At 72.7% G+C, this 18,280-nt stretch carries 13 protein-coding genes and 1 pseudogene; 4 read left to right on the top strand and 10 right to left on the bottom strand.

Translation table 11 applies throughout. The features are described from left to right. Positions 1–57: 57 nt before the first annotated feature. The 3 genes from J7F03_RS17285 to J7F03_RS17275 all read right to left on the bottom strand — a co-directional run bounded on the left by J7F03_RS17285 (position 58) and on the right by J7F03_RS17275 (position 3,970). Entirely contained in the window at positions 58–1,329 is a 1,272-nt protein-coding gene (locus J7F03_RS17285; protein ID WP_214950336.1) for a cytochrome P450, read from the bottom strand. A 544-nt stretch (positions 1,330–1,873) separates the two neighbouring features. Further along, a complete protein-coding gene (locus J7F03_RS17280) occupies positions 1,874–2,692 on the bottom strand; it encodes a hypothetical protein (protein WP_214950335.1) in 819 nt (272 codons plus the stop codon). 117 nt (positions 2,693–2,809) lie between these two features. Beyond that, positions 2,810–3,970, bottom strand: a complete 1,161-nt coding sequence (locus tag J7F03_RS17275) for an agmatine deiminase family protein (protein ID WP_214950334.1) — start codon at positions 3,968–3,970, stop codon at positions 2,810–2,812. Positions 3,971–4,318: 348 nt separating this feature from the next. On the opposite strand from J7F03_RS17275, the gene J7F03_RS17270 reads away from it, so the two are divergent. Beyond that, a complete protein-coding gene (locus J7F03_RS17270) occupies positions 4,319–5,050 on the top strand; it encodes an ATP-grasp domain-containing protein (protein WP_214950333.1) in 732 nt (243 codons plus the stop codon). Positions 5,051–5,187: 137 nt separating this feature from the next. Here J7F03_RS17270 and J7F03_RS17265 read toward each other — a convergent pair whose 3' ends face one another. Continuing rightward, entirely contained in the window at positions 5,188–8,721 is a 3,534-nt protein-coding gene (locus J7F03_RS17265) for a S8 family serine peptidase (protein WP_214950332.1), read from the bottom strand. Between the two features lie 239 nt (positions 8,722–8,960). Between J7F03_RS17265 and J7F03_RS17260 the strand changes: the two genes are divergently transcribed. Continuing rightward, positions 8,961–10,448 (top strand): MFS transporter, encoded by a 1,488-nt coding sequence (locus J7F03_RS17260; protein ID WP_214950331.1) that lies wholly within the window; start codon positions 8,961–8,963, stop codon positions 10,446–10,448. Positions 10,449–10,462: 14 nt separating this feature from the next. On the opposite strand, the pseudogene J7F03_RS17255 reads toward J7F03_RS17260, so the two are convergent. After that, positions 10,463–11,263: pseudogene (locus J7F03_RS17255) on the bottom strand (mycodextranase); the annotation flags it as partial. A 383-nt stretch (positions 11,264–11,646) separates the two neighbouring features. Here J7F03_RS17255 and J7F03_RS17250 point away from each other — a divergent pair. Beyond that, positions 11,647–12,303 (top strand): DUF6629 family protein, encoded by a 657-nt coding sequence (locus J7F03_RS17250; RefSeq protein ID WP_214950330.1) that lies wholly within the window; start codon positions 11,647–11,649, stop codon positions 12,301–12,303. A gap of 448 nt (positions 12,304–12,751) precedes the next feature. Then, positions 12,752–14,407 (top strand): GMC oxidoreductase, encoded by a 1,656-nt coding sequence (locus tag J7F03_RS17245; RefSeq protein ID WP_214950328.1) that lies wholly within the window; start codon positions 12,752–12,754, stop codon positions 14,405–14,407. 93 nt (positions 14,408–14,500) lie between these two features. Here J7F03_RS17245 and J7F03_RS17240 read toward each other — a convergent pair whose 3' ends face one another. The 5 genes from J7F03_RS17240 to J7F03_RS17220 form a co-directional block, all read right to left on the bottom strand. Then, entirely contained in the window at positions 14,501–14,980 is a 480-nt protein-coding gene (locus tag J7F03_RS17240; RefSeq protein WP_214950327.1) for a carboxymuconolactone decarboxylase family protein, read from the bottom strand. Then, positions 14,977–16,059, bottom strand: coding sequence for a dihydrodipicolinate reductase (locus tag J7F03_RS17235; RefSeq protein WP_214950326.1), 1,083 nt, complete (start codon positions 16,057–16,059; stop codon positions 14,977–14,979). The genes J7F03_RS17240 and J7F03_RS17235 overlap by 4 nt, the downstream gene beginning before the upstream one ends. 65 nt (positions 16,060–16,124) lie before the next feature. Then, positions 16,125–16,304: a DUF6126 family protein gene (locus J7F03_RS17230; RefSeq protein ID WP_214950325.1), complete on the bottom strand. Its 180-nt coding sequence runs from the start codon at positions 16,302–16,304 to the stop codon at positions 16,125–16,127. A gap of 16 nt (positions 16,305–16,320) precedes the next feature. Next, the gene (locus tag J7F03_RS17225) at positions 16,321–16,872 is read right to left on the bottom strand and encodes a helix-turn-helix domain-containing protein (protein WP_214950324.1); all 552 of its coding nucleotides are present in this window, start codon (positions 16,870–16,872) and stop codon (positions 16,321–16,323) included. A gap of 193 nt (positions 16,873–17,065) precedes the next feature. Then, entirely contained in the window at positions 17,066–18,166 is a 1,101-nt protein-coding gene (locus J7F03_RS17220) for a M20 family metallopeptidase (protein ID WP_214950323.1), read from the bottom strand. Positions 18,167–18,280: the final 114 nt, after the last annotated feature.

Genomic DNA, 18,280 nt, shown 5'->3' with positions numbered 1-18,280 from the left:
GCAGGCGGCCTGGAGGACGGCCGGGCTGCGGTGCGGTGCGGTGCGGTGCCGTGCGGTTCAGCGGCGGGTGAGCCGGAGCCGGATGCCCTGCGGGTCCAGCCCGGCGGGCAGCGGTCCGATCGGGTCGAGCACGGGCCGGACGCCGTGGACCCGGTGTCCGCGCAGCACCTCGGCGCAGAGCGCGGCCGTGACCAGCAGCCCCAACTGCTCGCCGGGGCAGCGTCCGTCGGCATGGCTGAAGGGGGCCATCCGGATGTCCCGCTCCGCATCGCGCGAAGCCCACCGGCCCGGCACGAAGACGTGCGCGGCGGGCACGTGCTCGGGGTCGCGCTGGTGGAACAGCGCGGGCAGCACCACGCGGGTCCCGGCGGGATGGCGCACGCCCCGCCACTCGGTCTCGGCCCGGGTGATCCGTATCAGGTCGGGGACGGCCGGATACAGCCGCAGCGCTTCGCGGATACAGGCCCGCAGCCGGGGCAGCGCACCCTGGGCGGAGCCGGCCGCCCGCGCCTCCGCGGCGACCGCGTCCTGTTCGGCCGGGTGGGCGCCGAGGAGCAGCAGGGTGCGCAGCAGGACGCCCGGGACGAGGTCGAAGGCCGCCAGCCAGTGCCGGGCCTGCCCGACCGGGTCGAGGCCGCCGGTGAGGCCGCCACGGCGGCGGGCCCGCCCGAGGAGGGTGTGCGGTTCCGCGAGGTCGGCGTACGCGGCGATGCGTGCGCCGGCCTTGTGGTGGAAACGTCCGGGCCGGCGGGCGAGTTCCGCGTCCTCGGCGGCCGCGTCGCAGAGGACGATGCGGCGGGCCGCGCGGGCCACGGCGTGGCGGGTGCGGGCGAGTTCGAGGGTGCCCCCGGCCGTCAGCCGCCGCGCCTCCTCGGCGAGCACCGAGAGGAACGCCCCGCACGACGGGTGTACGGGCAGGCCCGCGGCGAGGACGGCGTCTTCGACCGCCCGCCGCCGCGCGTGCGCCCCGGCGTGTGCGCAGCCGTCCGCCGCGTCCGGGGCGGGGGCGCTGACCGGTTCGGCGTAGAACCGCGGCACGTCCCGCGGATCGAGGATGAGCAGGACGGCGCCGGTCAGCCCCCGTACGAGTACGGGCGCCCCGCCGTGCCGGGCGCGCAGGGCCCGCAGCGTCGCGGCGGACCAGCGGGTCCGGCCGGGTGCGGCGTGTCCCCGCGCCGCGCGGGGGCGGGCGCTCACGAAGCCCCGTACGAGGACGGGCAGGGTGTGCGTGGCGGCGAACCGGACGCTCGTGGCCGTCCCGGCCCGCGCGGGCCGGGCCGCCGAGGAGGCCTGGGAGACCGGCGAGGACGGCGAGGTCGGGGCGGTCATCCGGCGTCCGCCTCGGCGCCGGGGGCGCCCAGCGCCTCGGGAGCGGTCTCGCGGACCGTACGCATCCGTGTACCTCCACGCAGCCGGGGTTCTACGGTCGGTGATGTCGCGCTCACCGTACGTCGAGCATCCCGCGTCCGCGCCCCGAGGACTACGGGAGGATGTCGGGCTCGGAAACCGGACCGTACGCGTACCCGGAGGCCGGGTCGAGGCCGACGAGCAGGGCGGCGGCGTCCAGAGCGGTGGCGAGGTAGTCGGCGAAAGCCCCGTTGTGCAGGGCCCAGGGCGAGCGCCTGCGGCGGACGAGGCAGATGGCGGCCTCCGGCGCGAGGCCGCCGTCGACGAGGCACTGGGCGACGACGGGGCCGGAGCGGTTGTAACCGGAATGGCAGCGGACCGGGATCGTCCGTCCGGAGTCGAGGGCGGTACGGACGGACCGCGCCGGCGAGCCGTTGGACGGTACGCGGCCGCACGCCCGTGAGCGGGGCGTCGGGCATCTCTCCGACCAGGTGCTCCACGCGCGGGCCGGGGTCGTGGCCCGGGTTCAGCCGAAGACCGCGTCGCGGAAGGCGGTTCGGAGCGGGGCCGACGGGGTGGTGGGGAGGAGGGCCGCCCAGCGCTGCCCGCGCGGGGAGACCCACAGGGCGGGGCCCTCGCCGTGGGACCAGGCTCCGTGCGGGGCCGGGTGCCAGAGGAGGCCGCGGGCCGGGGTGAGTTCGCCGGTGCGGATGCGCAGCGACTGGGCCGTCCAGGCCGGGCTGACGGGACCGCCCGCCGGGGCGAGGAGGTGGCTCAGGAACCGGGCGAGGTCGGCGACGGGCGCACGCAGGGTGCCGTCGGCGGCGAAGCGGGTCCGGGTCATGCCGAGCGGGCCCCAGACCCGGTCCGCGGCGAATCCGGCGAGGGGCCCGCCGCACAGCCGCTCGGCCAGCCCGACGAGGGCGGGCGACGGTCCGGAGCCGTGGGTGAGCAGCTGGTGCGCGGTGGTCCCGTCGGGCAGCTCGCCGCCCGCCCCGTACGCGGTGAGCGGGGTGTGCAGTTGCAGCTCCCCCGCGTCCACGAGGATTCCGATGACGGGCCAGACGGCCAGCACGCCCGCCAGCCCCCCGACGTCGAGCACACCGGCCCGATCCCCGGCATCGACATCGCCATCGCCATCGGCCCCGGCATCGGCCCCGGCTTCGACCACCGCGTCCGGACCGTCAGGGCCGTCCGGACCGCCGACCGCCCACGCGGCCCCCGGGTCGGCGTCCCGCACGACCTCCCGGATCCGATCGGCGTCCCCGCCCGGTCCCGCCGCTGTCCGGGGCGTGGTCGGCTCGCTCTGCTCGGCCTGCCCGGCCCGGTCGCTCTGGAGCGTCATGGGCAGCCACGGTACGGCGCCTCCTGGCCCTCCCGCGAGCGTCGCGCGGGCCGGTCCTCGCCGGCCACCCGAATGCCCCCGCGCCTTCGGGACGGGCCCGACCGCGTCGCGGTGCGGTCAGGCTGCGGGTTTGCCGGGCTGATCGTGGGTCGAGCAGTGGATGCCGCCGCCCGAGGCGATCGTGTCGATCGCGACCGGCACGACCTCCCGCTTGGGGAAGTGCTCCCGCAGGATGCCGCGGGCCCGGTCGTCGGCCTGGCGGTCCCCGAACTCGGGCATGAAGACGGCGTCGTTGGCGACGTAGAAGTTGGCGTAGGTCGACACGAAGTCGTCGCCCTCGCCCCTGATCCTGTTCAGGTCGGGCTGCGGCAGGTCGATGACATCGAAGCGCCGGCCACGGGCGTCCGTCGCCTTCGACAGGACCGACTTCGCCTGGTCGGCGGAGCGCGACCAGGAGTCCGGCGGGGTGCCCGGGTGCGCGCGGTCCAGCAGGACGACACCGGGGGCCGCGAACCGGACGAGGCTGTCCACATGGGCGTCCGTGATGTCCTGACCGCGGACGCCGGCCAGCCAGACCACCTTCTCCACGCCCAGGGCCTGCTTGAGTTCCGCCTCGATCGCGTCCCGGTTCTTGCCGCGGTTGCGGTTGTCGTTGACGATCGAGCTCTCGGTGATCAGCAGGGTGCCCTCGCCGTCGGTCTCGAAGGAACCGCCCTCGGCGACCAGCGGAGCCTGGACCCGGGGGATCCCGTACTTCTGGAGCAGGGTGCGCCCGACCTGGGCGTCGTTCTTGTGCTCCTGCTTCCGGCCCCAGCCGTTGAAGTTGAAGTCGACGCCGACGACCTTGCCGCCCTCCTCGACGAAGACGGGGACGGTGTCGCGGGCCCACAGGTCGTCGACGGCCAGCGGGATCACCTCGACCTGGGAGCCGCAGGCCCGCTGCGCCGCGTCCACCTGATCGGGCAGGGCCATCATGACGACCGCCTCGTACTCCCCGACGGCCCGGGCGATGCGCGCGATGTCCTCGCGCACGTAGCGCAGGTCTTCCATCCAGACCGCGTCCAGCGCGGGCCAGGCCACGAAGGTGCGGGTGTGGCTCTCCCACTCGGCGCCCAGCCGGCGCCCGCCGCCCGCCGGGGACGGCTGGGGGGAGCCCGCGAGCGCGTTGGAACGCGGAGCGGTCTCGGAGGCACCGCAGGCGGCGCTGCCGAAGGCGAGGGCTCCGAGTCCGGCGAGCGCGCCGAGGGCGGCCCGGCGGCTGGGGAGGAGGTGGGACACGGGGAACTCCGATCGTGGACTGGCGCAGCGGGTTCGTCCGGCCAGGACGGGCGCGGGAGGCATGGTGCGGACCGATGCCCCCGGGCCACTGGGACAAGGGTGCGCGCTCCGCACCGTGAACGGCCGGCATGCGGGGCAGGCGGTGCGGCTGCGTGTCGCCACTCTGACGCTGACTGAAAATTCAGTCAATTCCGCCGTGAGGTGCCGTCTGATACCTGGCGCGCGACGGCCCGGCGTTCGAGCCGTCCGAGGAGTCGGACGGCTCCGTCGCGATCGTCGTGGACCAGTACTGCCGCAGCCGACCAAATCCGCATGACGACAGGCCAGGGCGTTCGGCAAGATCTCCGCATGACCCTGCTGCTCCCGCCCCGCCTCACCGCGTCCGCCGCCCGGCTCCGGGACGCGGCGCACGCGCGCGGGCTGGACACCGCACAGCTGGACGGCTTCGCCGTACCCGAAGGGCTGCGGGCCGCGCACCTGCACGCCGGTCCGCGCTTCGCCGACGCCGTGGCCCCCGGGCTCGGGATCGGGTTGCTGGAGGCGCCGTGCGACTGGCTGGCGCGGCTGCCCCGGGAGTTCACCGGGCGGGAGATCCTGCTGATGCCGATCCGCGAGGCGTACGGGCTGCGCCGGCCCGTCTTCGTGAAGTCCCCGAACGACAAGGACATCCCGGCCCTCGTCTACGCCGACGGCTCCCGCCTGCCGGGGCCGGACGCGGTGGATCCGCTGACGGAGGTGCTGGTCAGCGACGTCGTCCGGTTCACGGCGGAGCACCGGCTGTTCCTGCTGGACGGGGCCGTGCACACCGCGAGCCGCTACGCCGAGGACTGCCGCCTCAGCCTGGGCCCGGCCTCGGCCGACGCGCTCGCCTTCGCCGCCGGCCTGCCGTTCGCCACCCTCCCGTCGGCGATCGTGGTCGACGTGGGCGTCGCCGACGGCCGCTGGTCGGTGATCGAGGCCAATGCGGCGTGGGCGAGCGGCACGTACGCCTGCGACCCGCAGCACGCCTTGGACGTGGCGCTCCGCGCGGCTGCCCCGCTCCCCTCCTTCACCCCACGCGACCGGGAGTTCCTGCGGTGATCCTCATGCAGCCGTACTGGACGTCTCGGACGACGACGGCAACCTGCTGACCCTGTCCGGCGCGTTCACCCCGGCCGAGGTGGCGGGGAAAGGGCGGGGCGCCCGAGGACGCCCCGCCCGTCGGACCGCCGCCGGGGTCAGTTCTTGTCGGGGCGGTCCGTCACACGCAGGGAGTTCAGCAGAGGTTTGCCGTAGCCGGTGTGGGTGACGAAGCGGACGTTGAGGACTCCGTCGGTGACCGTGACCGTGTACGTGCGGGTCAGGGCCGTGTAGGTGCCGGCCTCCAGGGAGATGTCCAGGGACGGCAGTACCTGGGTGCCCTCCGCCAGGACGTCGAAGACGCGCTTGTTCGGCTTGGTGGAGGAGAGCTCCGCGAAGCCCAACTCCACGGTGTAGGTGCCGTTGGGGACGTTATCGAAGCGGTATTCGTACATGCCCTCACGGGCGTTGCGGAAGAGCCGCTGGTCGTCCGTGCCCGCGATCGTGCGGCTGGTGGACTGGGCCGAGCCGTTGCCCTGGTAGCCGTACGAGCCCGCCGTGTACTTGCGGTCCGGGGACCAGCCGTCGCCCAGCGAGTCCGTGCTCGCGGCGGTGGACCCCGCGTCCAGGGCGGCCTGGTAGCGCGGGACCACGAGTTTGACGGGGACGGTGAGCACCGGGGTGCGGCCGCTGGCCGAAGCGATCTTCAGATCGGCCGTGAGGACGGTGCCCGGGGTCAGGCCCGTACTGTCCACCGACAGCGTGAGCGAGGCCTTCCCGCCGGTCGGGAGATCCCCCGAGGCCGGAGTCACCGTCAGCCAGGACGCGTCCTCGGCCGCGGTGAAGGCCGTGGCGAGACCCTGGTTGGCGAGATCCAGCGTCCGTGTCCGCTTCTGGCCCGGCGGAAGGACGATCTCCACCGCCGGTTTCGCCGCCGCCACCTTGCCTGTGCGCAGGGACCGGGTCACCGCCGTGACATCGGCCGCCTTGACGTCCACGGTGGCCGCCACCGGCTCGTACTGCGCCGCGGCCAGCGCGAGTTCCCGTGCGCCCGAGGGGCTCTGGACCACGTATCCGCCGTCGGCGGCCGTGGTGGCCGATACGGCCGTGGCGCCGGTGCCGACGGTCACCGTGGCTCCGGCGACGCCGTTCCCGTCGTTCGCGTCGAGCACCCGGCCCGCCACCACACCGCTCTTGGTGGTGCGGAAGGCGATGGACAACCCGTCGGTGATGACGGGCGTGTTGAAGGAGTACTTGAAGCCGTCGGTGCCGGTCGCGTTCTCCACACCGACCGTGGCCGAGGAGCCGCCCTTGATGCCGGTGCCGCCGGTCCCCTTGTAGGAGTACTTCACGGAGCCGTCCTCGCCGATCGCCGCCGAGAAGGAGAACTTGTCGGACTGCGCCGACCAGTGGGACACCTCACGCCACTCGATGACGTAACTCCGGTGCGGCGCCGTGCCGGTGACCGCGGTGAAGACGCCGGACCCGCTGCCGGCGGCGCCGACGACCAGGTCGTCCCAGAACGGGTACAGCGCCGCGTTGGGCGTGGCCGCGCTCGGGATGTCCCCGTTGATGTCGCCGGTGTTGTTGCCGCCGAAGCTGACGGTGCCGTTCGTCCCGATCCACGCCTGGCCGTACGTCTTGCCGTACAGCGGCAGCGGGAAGGGCAGGTCGACGCGCTCGGTGGTGTTGTCGCCGGTCAGCGCGAGCTGCCGGTCCCCCGCCTGGTACGGGCTGCCGCCCGCGGCCGCGCAGGCGTAGCCGTAGCCGTCGGTGCGTTCGGGGAGGGCCACCGCGACGGTGGTGTCCCCGGCGACGGTGACCTTGGCCGTGCCGCCGGTCAGGCAGCGGGAGGAGTGGGCGGCGTTCACGTCGTACGTGCCGTGCGGCAGGGTGACCTCGAAGCGGCCCTCCCCGTCGGTGGTCGCGGTCACCGGGGTTTCGGCGATCGTGACGGCGGCGCCGGCCAGCGGGCCCGCGGCCGAGGAGACCGTGCCGGTGACCTTCCCGGAGGCGGCCGCGGTGAGGGTGAGGTCGCCGGTGGCGGTGGTGTTCTCGGTCACCGCCACGGTCGCGCCCTGCTGCCCGTAGCCGAACTTCGACGCGGTCAGCGCGTACTCGCCCACGGACAGGGCCGGGAAGCGGTACGTGCCGTCGGCCGCCGTGGTCGCCGTACGGTCGATCGGGCCGTCCGCGACGATCTTCACACCGGCGACCGGCTGCCCGTCGGCGCGTACGGTACCGCCGAGGGCGCCGATCGCTCCGCGCGGGGCGGCGGTGACGGCGGCGAGCGCGTCGAGCTTGCCCTCGCCGAAGACGTTGTTGTCGGCTGCGGTACCGCCGCACTGGGCGCTCTCGGAGTCCTGCGCGGTGCCGTCCAGCAGTGCCTCGGTCTGCGCGACGTCGCCTTCGAGCGCGGGCGCGGCCGACCAGAGCAGGGCCACCGTCGCGGCCGTGTGCGGCGAGGCCATCGAGGTACCGGACAACGACTCGTATCCGCCGGGGACGGAGGATCGCACGTTGACGCCGGGGGCCGCGATGTTCGGCTTGACTATGCCGCCGGGGCCCGCGCCGCGCGAGGAGAACGACGCGACCGCGCCGTTGATGTCGAAGGCGCCGGAGCTGTAGGAGCTCGCGTAGTCCCCGGGCGAACCGCTGGTGGAGCAGCCGGGCCCGGCGTTGCCGTTGGAGAAGGCCGGGAAGATGCCGGCGGCGCGCCAGGTGTTGACGATCTCCTGGTACCAGGTGTCGCCGCCCGTGCCGCCCCACGAGTTGTTGACGACGTGCGGGGCGAGGTCGGGGCGGGGATTGTGGCCGCTCAGGTCGGTCGGCGCGACGATCCACTGGCCGGCGGCGAGCAGCGAGGCCTCGGAGCAGGAGGTGGTCTCGCAGCCCTTGGCGGCGATCCACTTGGCGCCCGGGGCGACGCCGATCTTGTTGGCGCCCCCGTCGTCGCCGACCATGGTGCCCATCGTGTGCGTTCCGTGGTCGTTGTTGTCGCACGGGGCCGCCGTGGGGCACACTCCGGCGGGATCGAACCAGTTGTAGTTGTGGTCGTACGTCCCGTCCGCGCCTCTGCCGCGGTACTGGTTGGCCACGGCCGGGTGCGTGTGGTCCACACCGCTGTCGATGTTGGCGACGACGATGCCCTCACCGCGCACGCCCAGCTGCTCCCAGACCTGCGGTGCCTTGATCCGGTCGATGTTCCACTCGACGGCGTCGGCGGCGGTCCGCTCGCGCGTGCCGTCCGCCGGCTTGGGGAGGTCGACCTTGTCGTCGGCGTCGATGCGCGAGACCTCGGGGCGCTGGGCGAGGACGCCGGCGAGCTTCTCGGTGCCGACGACGCGGACCGCGTTCACGATCCAGTACGAGGTGTACTCGGCCTGCGCGCCGTCCAGGGCCTTGATCACCTCGGTCTGGCTGCGCGTCGCGTGGTCCTTCTTCAGCCGGAGCACCGTTTCGGCCTTCGCGGTGCGGGTCTGCTGCTTGCCCGCGGCGGAGAGGTCGGCCGCGCTGTCGAGGTAGACCCAGAAGACGGCCTTGGCGGAACCGTCGAGCTGGGCGCGCAGGCTCGGCTCGATCTTGCGTTCGGCCGCGCCCGGGGTGGGGCCGGGGTCCGGGGCGGCGGCGGCGACCCCCGCGCCTACGGGCAGGAGCAGGGCCGCGGCGAGTGCGGCGAGTGCGGCGCGCATGGGTCGCAATCGCGAGCGTGATCGTGAGGTCCGTCGGCTGTCGCGTTGTGCCACGTGTGGTCTCCTCGTACGCCGTGTGCAGGTCGTGCGGAAAGGGTGTGCGTGACGTGCGCGGGCCATGGTGCGGGAGGTGTCATGTCCAGTACAAGAGGGCCTAATGAGCCGCACCGCCGCCGGGGCCGTTGCGGAACGGCCACCGCCGGGTGGCCGTTCCGGGCCGCGCGGGCCAGCCTGGGGGGATGACCGACCCCGTACCGCCGCCGTCGTCCCCCGGGGTACGGCTCGGGACCGCGCAGGGCCGGTGGATCGTGCTGACCACCGTGCTCGGGTCCGCCATGGCGCTGCTCGACTCGACCGTGGTCAATGTCGCCCTCCCCCGCATCGGGCGGGATCTCGACGCCGACCTGGCCGTGCTCCAGTGGACGGTCAACGCCTATCTGCTGACCCTCGCCGGGCTGATCCTGGTCGGCGGGGCCCTCGGCGACCGCTTCGGCCGGCGCCGGATCTTCGTGCTCGGGGTGGTGTGGTTCGCCGTCGGCTCGCTGCTCTGCGGCATCGCCCCGAACGCCGGGGTGCTCATCTCGGCCCGCGCCCTGCAGGGCATCGGCGGCGCCCTGCTGACGCCCGGCTCGCTCGCGCTGATCCAGGCGTCGATCCATTCCGACGACCGGGCCCGCGCGGTGGGACTGTGGTCGGGGCTCGGCGGGGTGGGCGCGGCCGTGGGGCCCTTCCTGGGCGGGTGGCTGGTGGACGGGCCGGGCTGGCGCTGGGTGTTCCTGCTCAATGTGCCGGTGGCCGCGCTGTGCGTCCCGGTGGCGCTGCGGCACGTACCGGAGTCATGGGATCCGCAGGCGCACGGACGGTTCGACGTGGCCGGCGCCGTCATCGGCGCGGCCTCCCTCGCGCTGCTGACCTACGCGCTGATCGAGGCCGGCTCCGGCTCCGCCCTCGTGCCGGGCGCGGCCGTCGCCGGTGTCCTGCTGGCCGCCGCCTTCGTCGTGGTCGAGCGGCGGCGGGCCGATCCGATGGTGCCGCCGGAGATCTTCGCCTCGCGCCAGTTCACGGCCGTCAACCTGGTCACCCTGTGCGTGTACGCGGCCTTCGGCGGCTTCTTCTTCCTCGTGGTGCTCCAGCTCCAGGTGGTCTGCGGCTACTCCGCCCTGGGAGCCGGGGCCGCCCTGCTGCCCACCACCGCCCTGATGCTGCTGCTGTCGGCCCGCTCGGCGGAGCTCGGCGAGCAGATCGGCCCGCGGATCCCGCTGACCGTGGGGCCGCTGCTGTGCGCGGCGGGGATGCTGCTGATGCTGCGGGTGGGACAGGAGGCCTCGTACGTACGGGACGTGCTGCCGGCGCTGCTGGTGATGGGCCTGGGCATGGCGACCCTGGTGGCTCCGCTGACGGCGACCGTGCTGGCCTCGGTGGACCCCGGCCGGGCGGGCCTGGCCAGCGGCATCAACAACGCCGCCGCGCGGGCCGCCGGACTCCTCGCGGTGGCCGCGCTGCCGCTGCTGGCCGGGATGGGGCCGGACGCGTACCTCTCGGCCGGCGCCTTCGACGCGGCGTTCGGGCGGGCGATGCCCTGGTGCGCGGGGGTGTTGGTGGCGGGCGCCGCCGTGGCGTGGGCGACCGTACGCTCCCCCGTGCCCGGGACCTGCCACCCGCAGTGCCGTACGAACTGCGCGGTGACCGCTCCGCCGCTGGAACCCCCGGGAGCGGCGGAGCGGTGAGCCGGCCGGCCGCCCTACCAGGGGCCGGGCGCGGGCGGGGCCACGACCGGCGGGCGGTCGTCGCAGGTGAGGGTGTTGGGCAGTTCCCAGCCCGCCAGCCAGGGGCCCGTCGTACCGCCGCCGTCGTTTCCGCCCCTGTCGACGAGGGTGAACTCCGAGCCGGTGGCCGGGAAGTTGAAGGAGCCGCAGTTGTTGACGCCGACGGCTCCGACGTTGCGGGCGTCGACGTTCTCGAAGCTGGCCGAGCCGGCCGCACGCGCGCTGACCACGGAGGTGCCCGTGCCGTCGACGCGGACGTCCTTGAAGTGGACGTTCTCGATGCGCACCTTGTCCTTCACCGGCCAGTCACCGACCAGCATGACCGCGTTGTAGGTGCTGTCGAGGAAGTCGTTGCCGGTGACCTGGATGTCGGCCCGGTCGATGCTGCGGTCCAGGGCGTAGAACCAGATGGCGCCGAGCCCGATGTTCCAGTTCAGCTCGTACGTGCCCGCGCGCGCGGTGGTGTTGCCGGCGATCCGCAGGCCGCCGGTGAAGGGCTCGGCACCGAAGCGGGATCCGACGTGCAGGGCGCTGCCCTCGCGGACCGGGTCGGCGACGAGGTTGGCGGTGACGGCGGTGTCCGCGCCGCCGTAGAGCGCGATGCCGTTGGCCAGGGTCGGGCTCTGCACGGTGTTGTGGTTGAAGGCGTTGCGGGCGTTCGCCGTCTTCTCGGACCACATGGCGAGGCCGTCGTCGCCGGTGTTGCGGACGAAGTTGTCCTGGACGAGGGAGTCGGTGACGCCGGTGTGGAAGTTGAGGCCGTCGGCGATCTGGTCGGTGAACCACGCGGGCGCCGCGCCCCTCGACGAGTGCGGGATCGAGGGCGGCCCGGGTGACGGCCGTGGCCCTTGCCGGGTCCGTGGCCGCGGTACGGGCTTCGGCCGCACCGGCGCCCAGGGCGCCGAGGCCGAGCGCGGACATGGTGATCGCCGCCAGCGCGGCGGCGGCTCTTGCGGGGACGGCTCCCGCGGCGACGACTCTTCCGGGAACAGCTCTTCCGGGGACGGCTCTTCTGGGCGGCATAGCCGGGACAGTAGGACCCCGCACGCGAACCCAGCAAGAGTCATGCAGGAATCTTCTCTTCATTGTCGAATTCTTCCATCAATCTGCGGCGTGGCAGACGGCATCGAACCGGCTTACCGTGGGACCGGGAGGTCGCATGTGCTGGAGCGCGACGGCCGATCTGACGGCGGGGGCGGTCATCACCGCCGTCGGGATCGCCTGCCTGGCACGCACCCGACGGCCCCGGGACCTTCCCCTCGCCGCACTCCCCGCCCTCCTGGGCGCGCACCAGCTGACCGAAGCCGCCGTCTGGCACTCCGGCGGCGGCTGCGGCCCGGCCACCACCGCCTGGGCGGCGATCGCCCTGCCGCTGCTGCCCGTATGGGTGCCGCTCGCCGTGCTGCTCGCCGCCGCGCCCGCGCTCCGGCCCCGCCTGCGGTGGCCCGCCGCAGTGGGACTCGCCACCGGCGCGTACCTCTCGTACTGCCTGGCGACGCGCCCGGCGTGCGCGGAGGTCCGCGGCCACACGCTCGGATACGGCGTGAACGTTCCATGGATGCCGCTGGTTCTTGCGGGCTATCTGTTCGCCACGGTCGGCGCCCTGTTGATCTCCGGAGACCGCCGGCTCCGCCTCCTCGGCCTGCTGATGGCCGCCGGGGCCCTCGTCTGCACGGCACTGTGGAGGCTCGAATTCGCCTCCACCTGGTGCGCCTTCGCGGCGGCGGCCTCGACGCTGATCCTGGCCTGGACCGGCCGCCGCGAGGATTCCCCTCGCGTACGAGAGGCGTTCGGGCGGAGCGCGAGCGGCCTGTAACGCCGGCACGCGCACCGAACAGAACCACTCGGCGAAGGTAAAAGATTCCGGCTCCGATCACGGGCCCATCCTGCGGTTTGCCGCTTTTCAGCCTCGGACCCCGTGGGACCCAGCCATGACGGAGTGGCTGGATGCGCCGAGACCTCCACTTCCCCCCGGAGGGACGGTCCGCCGCAACGCGTTCGACTTCTGACGTGGCGGATTGGGGCGGACACGCGCGGCCGGCCGGCCCGTCCCCCTCGGCGCGACCGTCACTGCGCGGCCATCGGCCGTCCACAGCCGGTCGTCATTCCCAGCGTCCGATGGGACCTTCAACACCGTTGCACAGGAGCCGAATTGGCGTCCGTCACCGCCGTGACCGGCGAAAGATACCCCGACGTATCTAGTGACTTCACAAGCACTCGGCAGTAGAACTCGTTCTCATTCAGCCAAGAGTGAGGAAGCTCACATGGGCGACAAAGGCCTGCACAAAACCAACATCAACGGCGTCTCGCGTCGTGGGTTCCTGGGTAGAACTGGTTCCATTTTGGGAGCTATGGCCCTTGCGGGCCAGATCGCTCCGTCCCCGGCACAGGCAGCGACGGCCGGCGCGGCCGCCACCAGCCCCATCGACAACGGAGCGCACGTACCGGCCCTGGTGATCGGCACCGGGTACGGCGGATCCGTCGCCGCGCTGCGGCTCGCCCAGGCCGGCGTGGACGTCCACATGATCGAGATGGGCATGGCCTGGGACACCCCCGGCTCGGACGGCAAGATCTTCTGCAACACGACCAGCCCGGACTACCGCGCCTACTGGCTCCGCACCAGGACCAAGGCGCCCCTGAGCAACTTCCTGGGCTTCCCCATCGACAAGAACGTCCCGCGCTACACCGGAATCCTGGACGCCGAGGAAATGGGCGGGATCATCGTCTACCAGGGCCGTGGCGTCGGCGGCGGCTCGCTGGTCAACGGCGGCATGGCGGTCACCCCGAAGCGCGCGAACTTCGGCGCCGTCCTCCCGTCCGTGGACGTGGACGAGATGTACAACACCTACTACCCGCGCGCCAACGCGGGTCTCGGGGTCAGCCTCATCGACCCGGCCTGGTTCGACACCGTCGACTGCTACCAGTTCGCCCGCGTCGGCCGCAAGCACGCCCAGCGCGCCGGATTCCCCTTCGTCTTCGTCCCCGACGTGTACGACTGGGACTACATGAAGAAGGAGGCGGCCGGGACCGTCCCCAAGTCGGCCGTCGCCGGCGAGATCCTCTACGGCAACAACGCCGGCAAGAAGTCCCTCCAGCAGACCTACATCGCGCAGGCCAAGGCCACCGGCAAGGTGACCATCTCCCCCCTGCACAAGGTGACCTCGGTCTCCCCGGCCTCCGACGACGGGTACACGGTCGTCATCGACCAGATCAACACCTCGGGCGACACCGTGGGCACCAAGACCGTCCTCGCGGACAAGGTCTTCTTCGCGGCCGGCAGCGTCGGCACCAGCAAGCTGCTCGTCAGGCTGAAGGCCACCGGCGCGCTGCCCAACCTGAACGGCGAGATCGGCAAGGGCTGGGGCGACAACGGCAACGTCATGTGCGGCCGGGCCAACCACATGTGGGACGCGACCGGCAAGGTGCAGGCCTCCATCCCCTGCGGCGGCATCGACAACTGGGACGCGGGCGGCGCCTTCGCCGAAGTGGCCCCGCTGCCGACCGGCATCGAGACCTACGCCTCCTTCTACCTGTCCATCACGAAGAACCCGAACCGCGCGCAGTTCACGTACAACGCGGCCTCGGGCGCGGTCGAGCTGAACTGGCAGACGGCCTGGAAGCAGCCGTCGATCGACATGGCCAAGACCATCTTCGACAAGATCAACTCGAAGGAGGGGACGATCTACCGGACCGACCTCTTCGGCACCAACAAGATCTGGGGCGACCACCTCACCTACCACCCGCTCGGCGGCGCGGTCCTGAACAAGGCCACCGACAACTACGGGCGCCTGCACGGCTACACCGGGCTGTACGTCATCGACGGCGCGCTGATCCCGGGCAACACCAGCGTCAACCCCTTCGTCACCATCACCGCGCTCGCCGAGCGCAACATCGAGAAGATCATCGCCACCGACCTGTAGCACCGGCCGACAGGTAGGGGCATGGAAAGCACGAAGACCGGGGCCGTCGGATTCACCGACGGCCCCGGACCCGTGTACGCCCCGCTCCCCGCCTCAGTGGCCGGGCAGGACGCACACGCTGTCGAGGCCGAGCACGTGGTTGAGCCGGCCGAAGGCCAGCCAGGACCCGATGCTCATCGTCAGCTCCACGATCTCCAACTGGCTGTAGCGCGCGGTCATCCGCTCCCAGAACTCCTCGTCCAGAGCGTGGTGGTCGAGGCAGTACCGCTCCGCGTACTCGGCCGCCAGCCGGGTGCGCTCGTCGAAGCGGTCGGTGGTGCGCCACTCGGTGACGGCCTCGGAGAACTCCTCCTCGACCTTCTCCCCGTCCCGGTCGGTCCGCCAGTCCAGGCAGAAGACGCACCCGTTGATCTGCGCGACGCGCAGCCGGGCGGCCTCGAACTCCCGCAGTCCCAGGGTGGTGTGGGCGTACACCGACAGCGAGAAGTTGGCAGCGGCCATCCCGATGCCGGGTACCAGGTCGCCCCACACGTACTCGATGGGGTGCTGGCCTTCGGGTACGTCGATCCTCATGGCAGTTTCCTTCCGAGCTTGCCGATGGCGGGGCGCAGTGGGATGTCCAGGGCGTCGTAGAGCCCCGGTTCGGCCTCCACCAGCCAGTCGATGGCGCCGACGAGGCGCCCGACGGCGGTGGCGTTGCCGCCGGCGGAGCGGTTCTCGCCCTCGTCGGTGGCCTCGATGGTGACCTCGATGTGCGGGCGGCCCTCGATGATGACCCGGTGGGCGCCGTCGCCGCCGTCGGGCGGGGTCGGCCAGTCGGGGGCGCAGGAGGCGTGGATGCGGGTGACGTGCTCGATGACGATGCGGGGTTCGCCCTCGACGATGCCCTGCACCTCGAAGCGGATGGCCCCCTGGGTTCCGGCCTCGAACTCGCCCATCGTCCGCGTGGTGACGGTGGTGTCGAGGGCCCGGCGGTCCACGGTCTCGCGGATGTCGTCGAGTTCGACGCCGAGGGCGCGGGCCATCATCCGTATCTGCCCGCCCCACACCATGGTCGGGATGGACGGCATGAGCATCATCGGCTCGAAGTCCATGGGCTGGCCCATGCCGACGAGGAGGCGGACCGAGTCCGGCTGGTCGTAGGTGGAGTAGTCGAATATCTCCTGGCAGCGGATGACGTCGATCCTGGTGCCGAGTCCGCTGAGCAGGAGCGGGAGCACGTCATTGCCCCAGCCGGGGTCGACGCCCGAGGCGAAGAGCGAACCGCCGCCCTCCGCGACCGCGGCGGCCACCGGATCACGGAACTCCGGTGGAGCGTTGCGGTGGTCGTAGAGCGGGTAGAGCGCGGGGCTGACGACGACCGCCCCGCAGCGGATCGCCCGCGTGATGTCGGCGAGGGCGTCGTCGGGGCGGATGTCGCCGGAGGCCGCGTAGACGACCGCCTGCGGACGGGCGGCGAGCACGGCCTCGATGTCGTCGGTGGCCGCGACCCCGACTTCGTAGTCGAGCTCGCCGAGTTCACCGGCGTCGCGGCCGACCTTCTGCGGATTGTGGACGATGACGGCGGCCAGTTTCAGCGCCGGATGGGCCTCTATGGCACGGATGGCCAAACGGCCGACGTTGCCGGTACCCCAGACAACCGTGGAAATCATGCGCGGAGGGTAGCTTCAGGACCTGCAGGTTCCTAGTGCTGTGAGCGGAAACTTCGGCCCCGCCGTCACTGGTTCCGGCCTCCCAGGACGAAGAGCAAGTAGACGAAGAACGCGAAGAGGTGGCCTACGAACAAGTAGGCGATGAGCCGGACGACGAGACCGCGCGGGAACTTCGACTCGATGCGCCGTATGAGGGCTGTCGGCCGGGCTTCCCCCGCCTCGGGCTGCTGCTCTGTCTGGGACATGGGTACGGCTCCTCGGCTATCGGTGCGTGGTGGTCCCGCCGCCCAGGCACAGCCCGGCGAGGCTGCTCTGCAGCAGGGTGTGGACGAACAGGAGGTCGGCCCCGGCGGCCGAGGCCGCACCGATCCGGTGCGGGGTGAGGGAGTCGAAGTGCGCGCTGTCCCCCTGCTCCAGCAGCTGCTCGGTGTCCCCCAGGTGCAGCCGCAGGCGCCCCTTGAGGACGTACAGCCACTCCTCCCCGGGATGTACGCGGACCAGCTCGCCCTGGCTGCGCCCGTGGGGGACGTGCACCCGCAGCGCCTGCATCCCGCGGCCGGAGCCGCCGGCCTGCCAGTACGTCCAGCCATCGGCTTCGCGGGCACCCGGGCCGCCCGCCCGTACGATGGGATCGGCGACGGCGGGGGTCTCCCCGAGCAGCTCCGAGACCGTCGTACCGTAGGTGCGGGCGAGTCCGAGCAGCAGCGGCAGCGAGGGCTGGCGCCGCCCGGTCTCCAGCCGCGACAGGTGCGCCGGGGAGAGCCGGGCCCGTGCGGCGGCGGCCTCCAGGGTGAGCCCGGCGCGGCGGCGCAAGTCGCGGGGCCACGGTGGGCAGCTCGCCGCCGACGTCGCCGGCCGCGGGGTTGCCGCCGTCGGGGGCGGCCGCCTCGTCGGGGCCGGGGGCAGGACCGGTTGTCATGCTCCGATTGAGCCAGACCCTTACCCCCCTGGCAATCCGCCTTGCCTCTGAGGCAAAAGCCGCCGTTGTCGTCCGACAGGTGCCCCCTCAGGCGTTCCGGACGGCCTTCACCAGACCGGCGACGAGGTTCGCCCGCTCGGCCATCGAGCCGACCACCAGGTACTCGTGGTCGGCGTGGGCGCCGCCCCCGACCGCTCCGAGGCCGTCGAGTGTCGCCACGCCCAGCGCGGCCGTGAAGTTGCCGTCGCTTCCCCCGCCGACGGCCTTGCCTTCGAGACCGGGAAGCAGCCGCTTCGCCACGGCGAAGAGATCGGCCGAGGCCGACTCGGGCATCGGGGGCCGGCTGATGGCTCCCCGCACCACGATCTCCGCCTCGTCGAGGTGCGGAGCCAGTGCCGCGAACGCGGACTCGATCCGCTCCCGCTCGGCGTCCGACTCGACGCGGACGTCGACGATGACGGTCGCCTCGGCGGGAACGACGTTGTCGAGGGTTCCCGCGGACGCGACGGTCGGGGTGACGGTCGTGCCGATGCCGGGCCGGCCCAGCGCCGCGATGTCCAGTACCTGGTGTGCCGCTTCGATCAAGGCGTTGACCCCGGCCGCGGGTTCGAGGCCCGCGTGGGACGCGCGGCCCGCGATGGAGACCTGGAAGGTGCCGCAGCCCTTGCGGCCGGTCTTCAGGGCCCCGCCGTCGGCGGCGCCCTCGAGCACGAGGACCGCACCGCAGGCGAGGGCCCGCTCTTCGAGCAGAGCCCTGGAGGAGCGGGAGCCGACCTCCTCGTCGGCGGTCACCAGGATCTCGACGCCCGACAGGTCTTCGAGGGTCGCCAGGCCGTGGACGGCCTGCACCAGACCGCCGAGCATGTCGAAGACCCCGGGTCCGGTGGCGTGCCCGGCCTCGACGGTGAACGGACGGCGTTCGAGCGATCCGAGCGGGAACACCGTGTCGTGGTGACCGAGGACCAGCACCTTGGGATCGCCCCCGGCCGACCAGTGGACGTGCGGTCCGGCTTCGCTCTCGATGAGGGCGGCCTGCCCGCCGAGGCGGCTCTCGATGACGGCGGCGACGACCTTGGCCGACGCCGTCAGAGCGTCGGGGTCCCGCGACGGGGACTCGACCTCGACGAGTGCCCTGAGGTCCTCGATCATCGCGTCGACACTCACATGAACTGTCTTGCGCATCGTCATTTCACCAGGGTATCGGGCACCCCCGGATGGATGATCTTCCGTCCCGGACGCGGCCACTCGCCGGCCCCCGCCACCCGCCGGCCGCGGCCACCGTCCGTCGAGGCCGGGACAGCG

This window comes from Streptomyces sp. ISL-43, from assembly GCF_018614195.1.
Classification (GTDB): Bacteria; Actinomycetota; Actinomycetes; order Streptomycetales; family Streptomycetaceae; genus Streptomyces.
This window is presented reverse-complemented; position numbering and strand designations above follow the sequence as displayed.

Excerpts from the sequence above, each read along its gene's own strand:
- J7F03_RS17285 (WP_214950336.1), bottom strand. The coding sequence starts at position 1,329 with ATGACCGCCCCGACCTCGCCGTCCTCGCCGGTCTCCCAGGCCTCCTCG.
- J7F03_RS17280 (WP_214950335.1), bottom strand. The coding sequence starts at position 2,692 with ATGACGCTCCAGAGCGACCGGGCCGGGCAGGCCGAGCAGAGCGAGCCG.
- J7F03_RS17270 (WP_214950333.1), top strand. The coding sequence starts at position 4,319 with ATGACCCTGCTGCTCCCGCCCCGCCTCACCGCGTCCGCCGCCCGGCTC.
- J7F03_RS17265 (WP_214950332.1), bottom strand. The coding sequence starts at position 8,721 with ATGCGCGCCGCACTCGCCGCACTCGCCGCGGCCCTGCTCCTGCCCGTA.
- J7F03_RS17260 (WP_214950331.1), top strand. The coding sequence starts at position 8,961 with ATGACCGACCCCGTACCGCCGCCGTCGTCCCCCGGGGTACGGCTCGGG.
- J7F03_RS17250 (WP_214950330.1), top strand. The coding sequence starts at position 11,647 with ATGTGCTGGAGCGCGACGGCCGATCTGACGGCGGGGGCGGTCATCACC.
- J7F03_RS17245 (WP_214950328.1), top strand. The coding sequence starts at position 12,752 with ATGGGCGACAAAGGCCTGCACAAAACCAACATCAACGGCGTCTCGCGT.
- J7F03_RS17240 (WP_214950327.1), bottom strand. The coding sequence starts at position 14,980 with ATGAGGATCGACGTACCCGAAGGCCAGCACCCCATCGAGTACGTGTGG.
- J7F03_RS17235 (WP_214950326.1), bottom strand. The coding sequence starts at position 16,059 with ATGATTTCCACGGTTGTCTGGGGTACCGGCAACGTCGGCCGTTTGGCC.
- J7F03_RS17230 (WP_214950325.1), bottom strand. The coding sequence starts at position 16,304 with ATGTCCCAGACAGAGCAGCAGCCCGAGGCGGGGGAAGCCCGGCCGACA.
- J7F03_RS17220 (WP_214950323.1), bottom strand. The coding sequence starts at position 18,166 with ATGACGATGCGCAAGACAGTTCATGTGAGTGTCGACGCGATGATCGAG.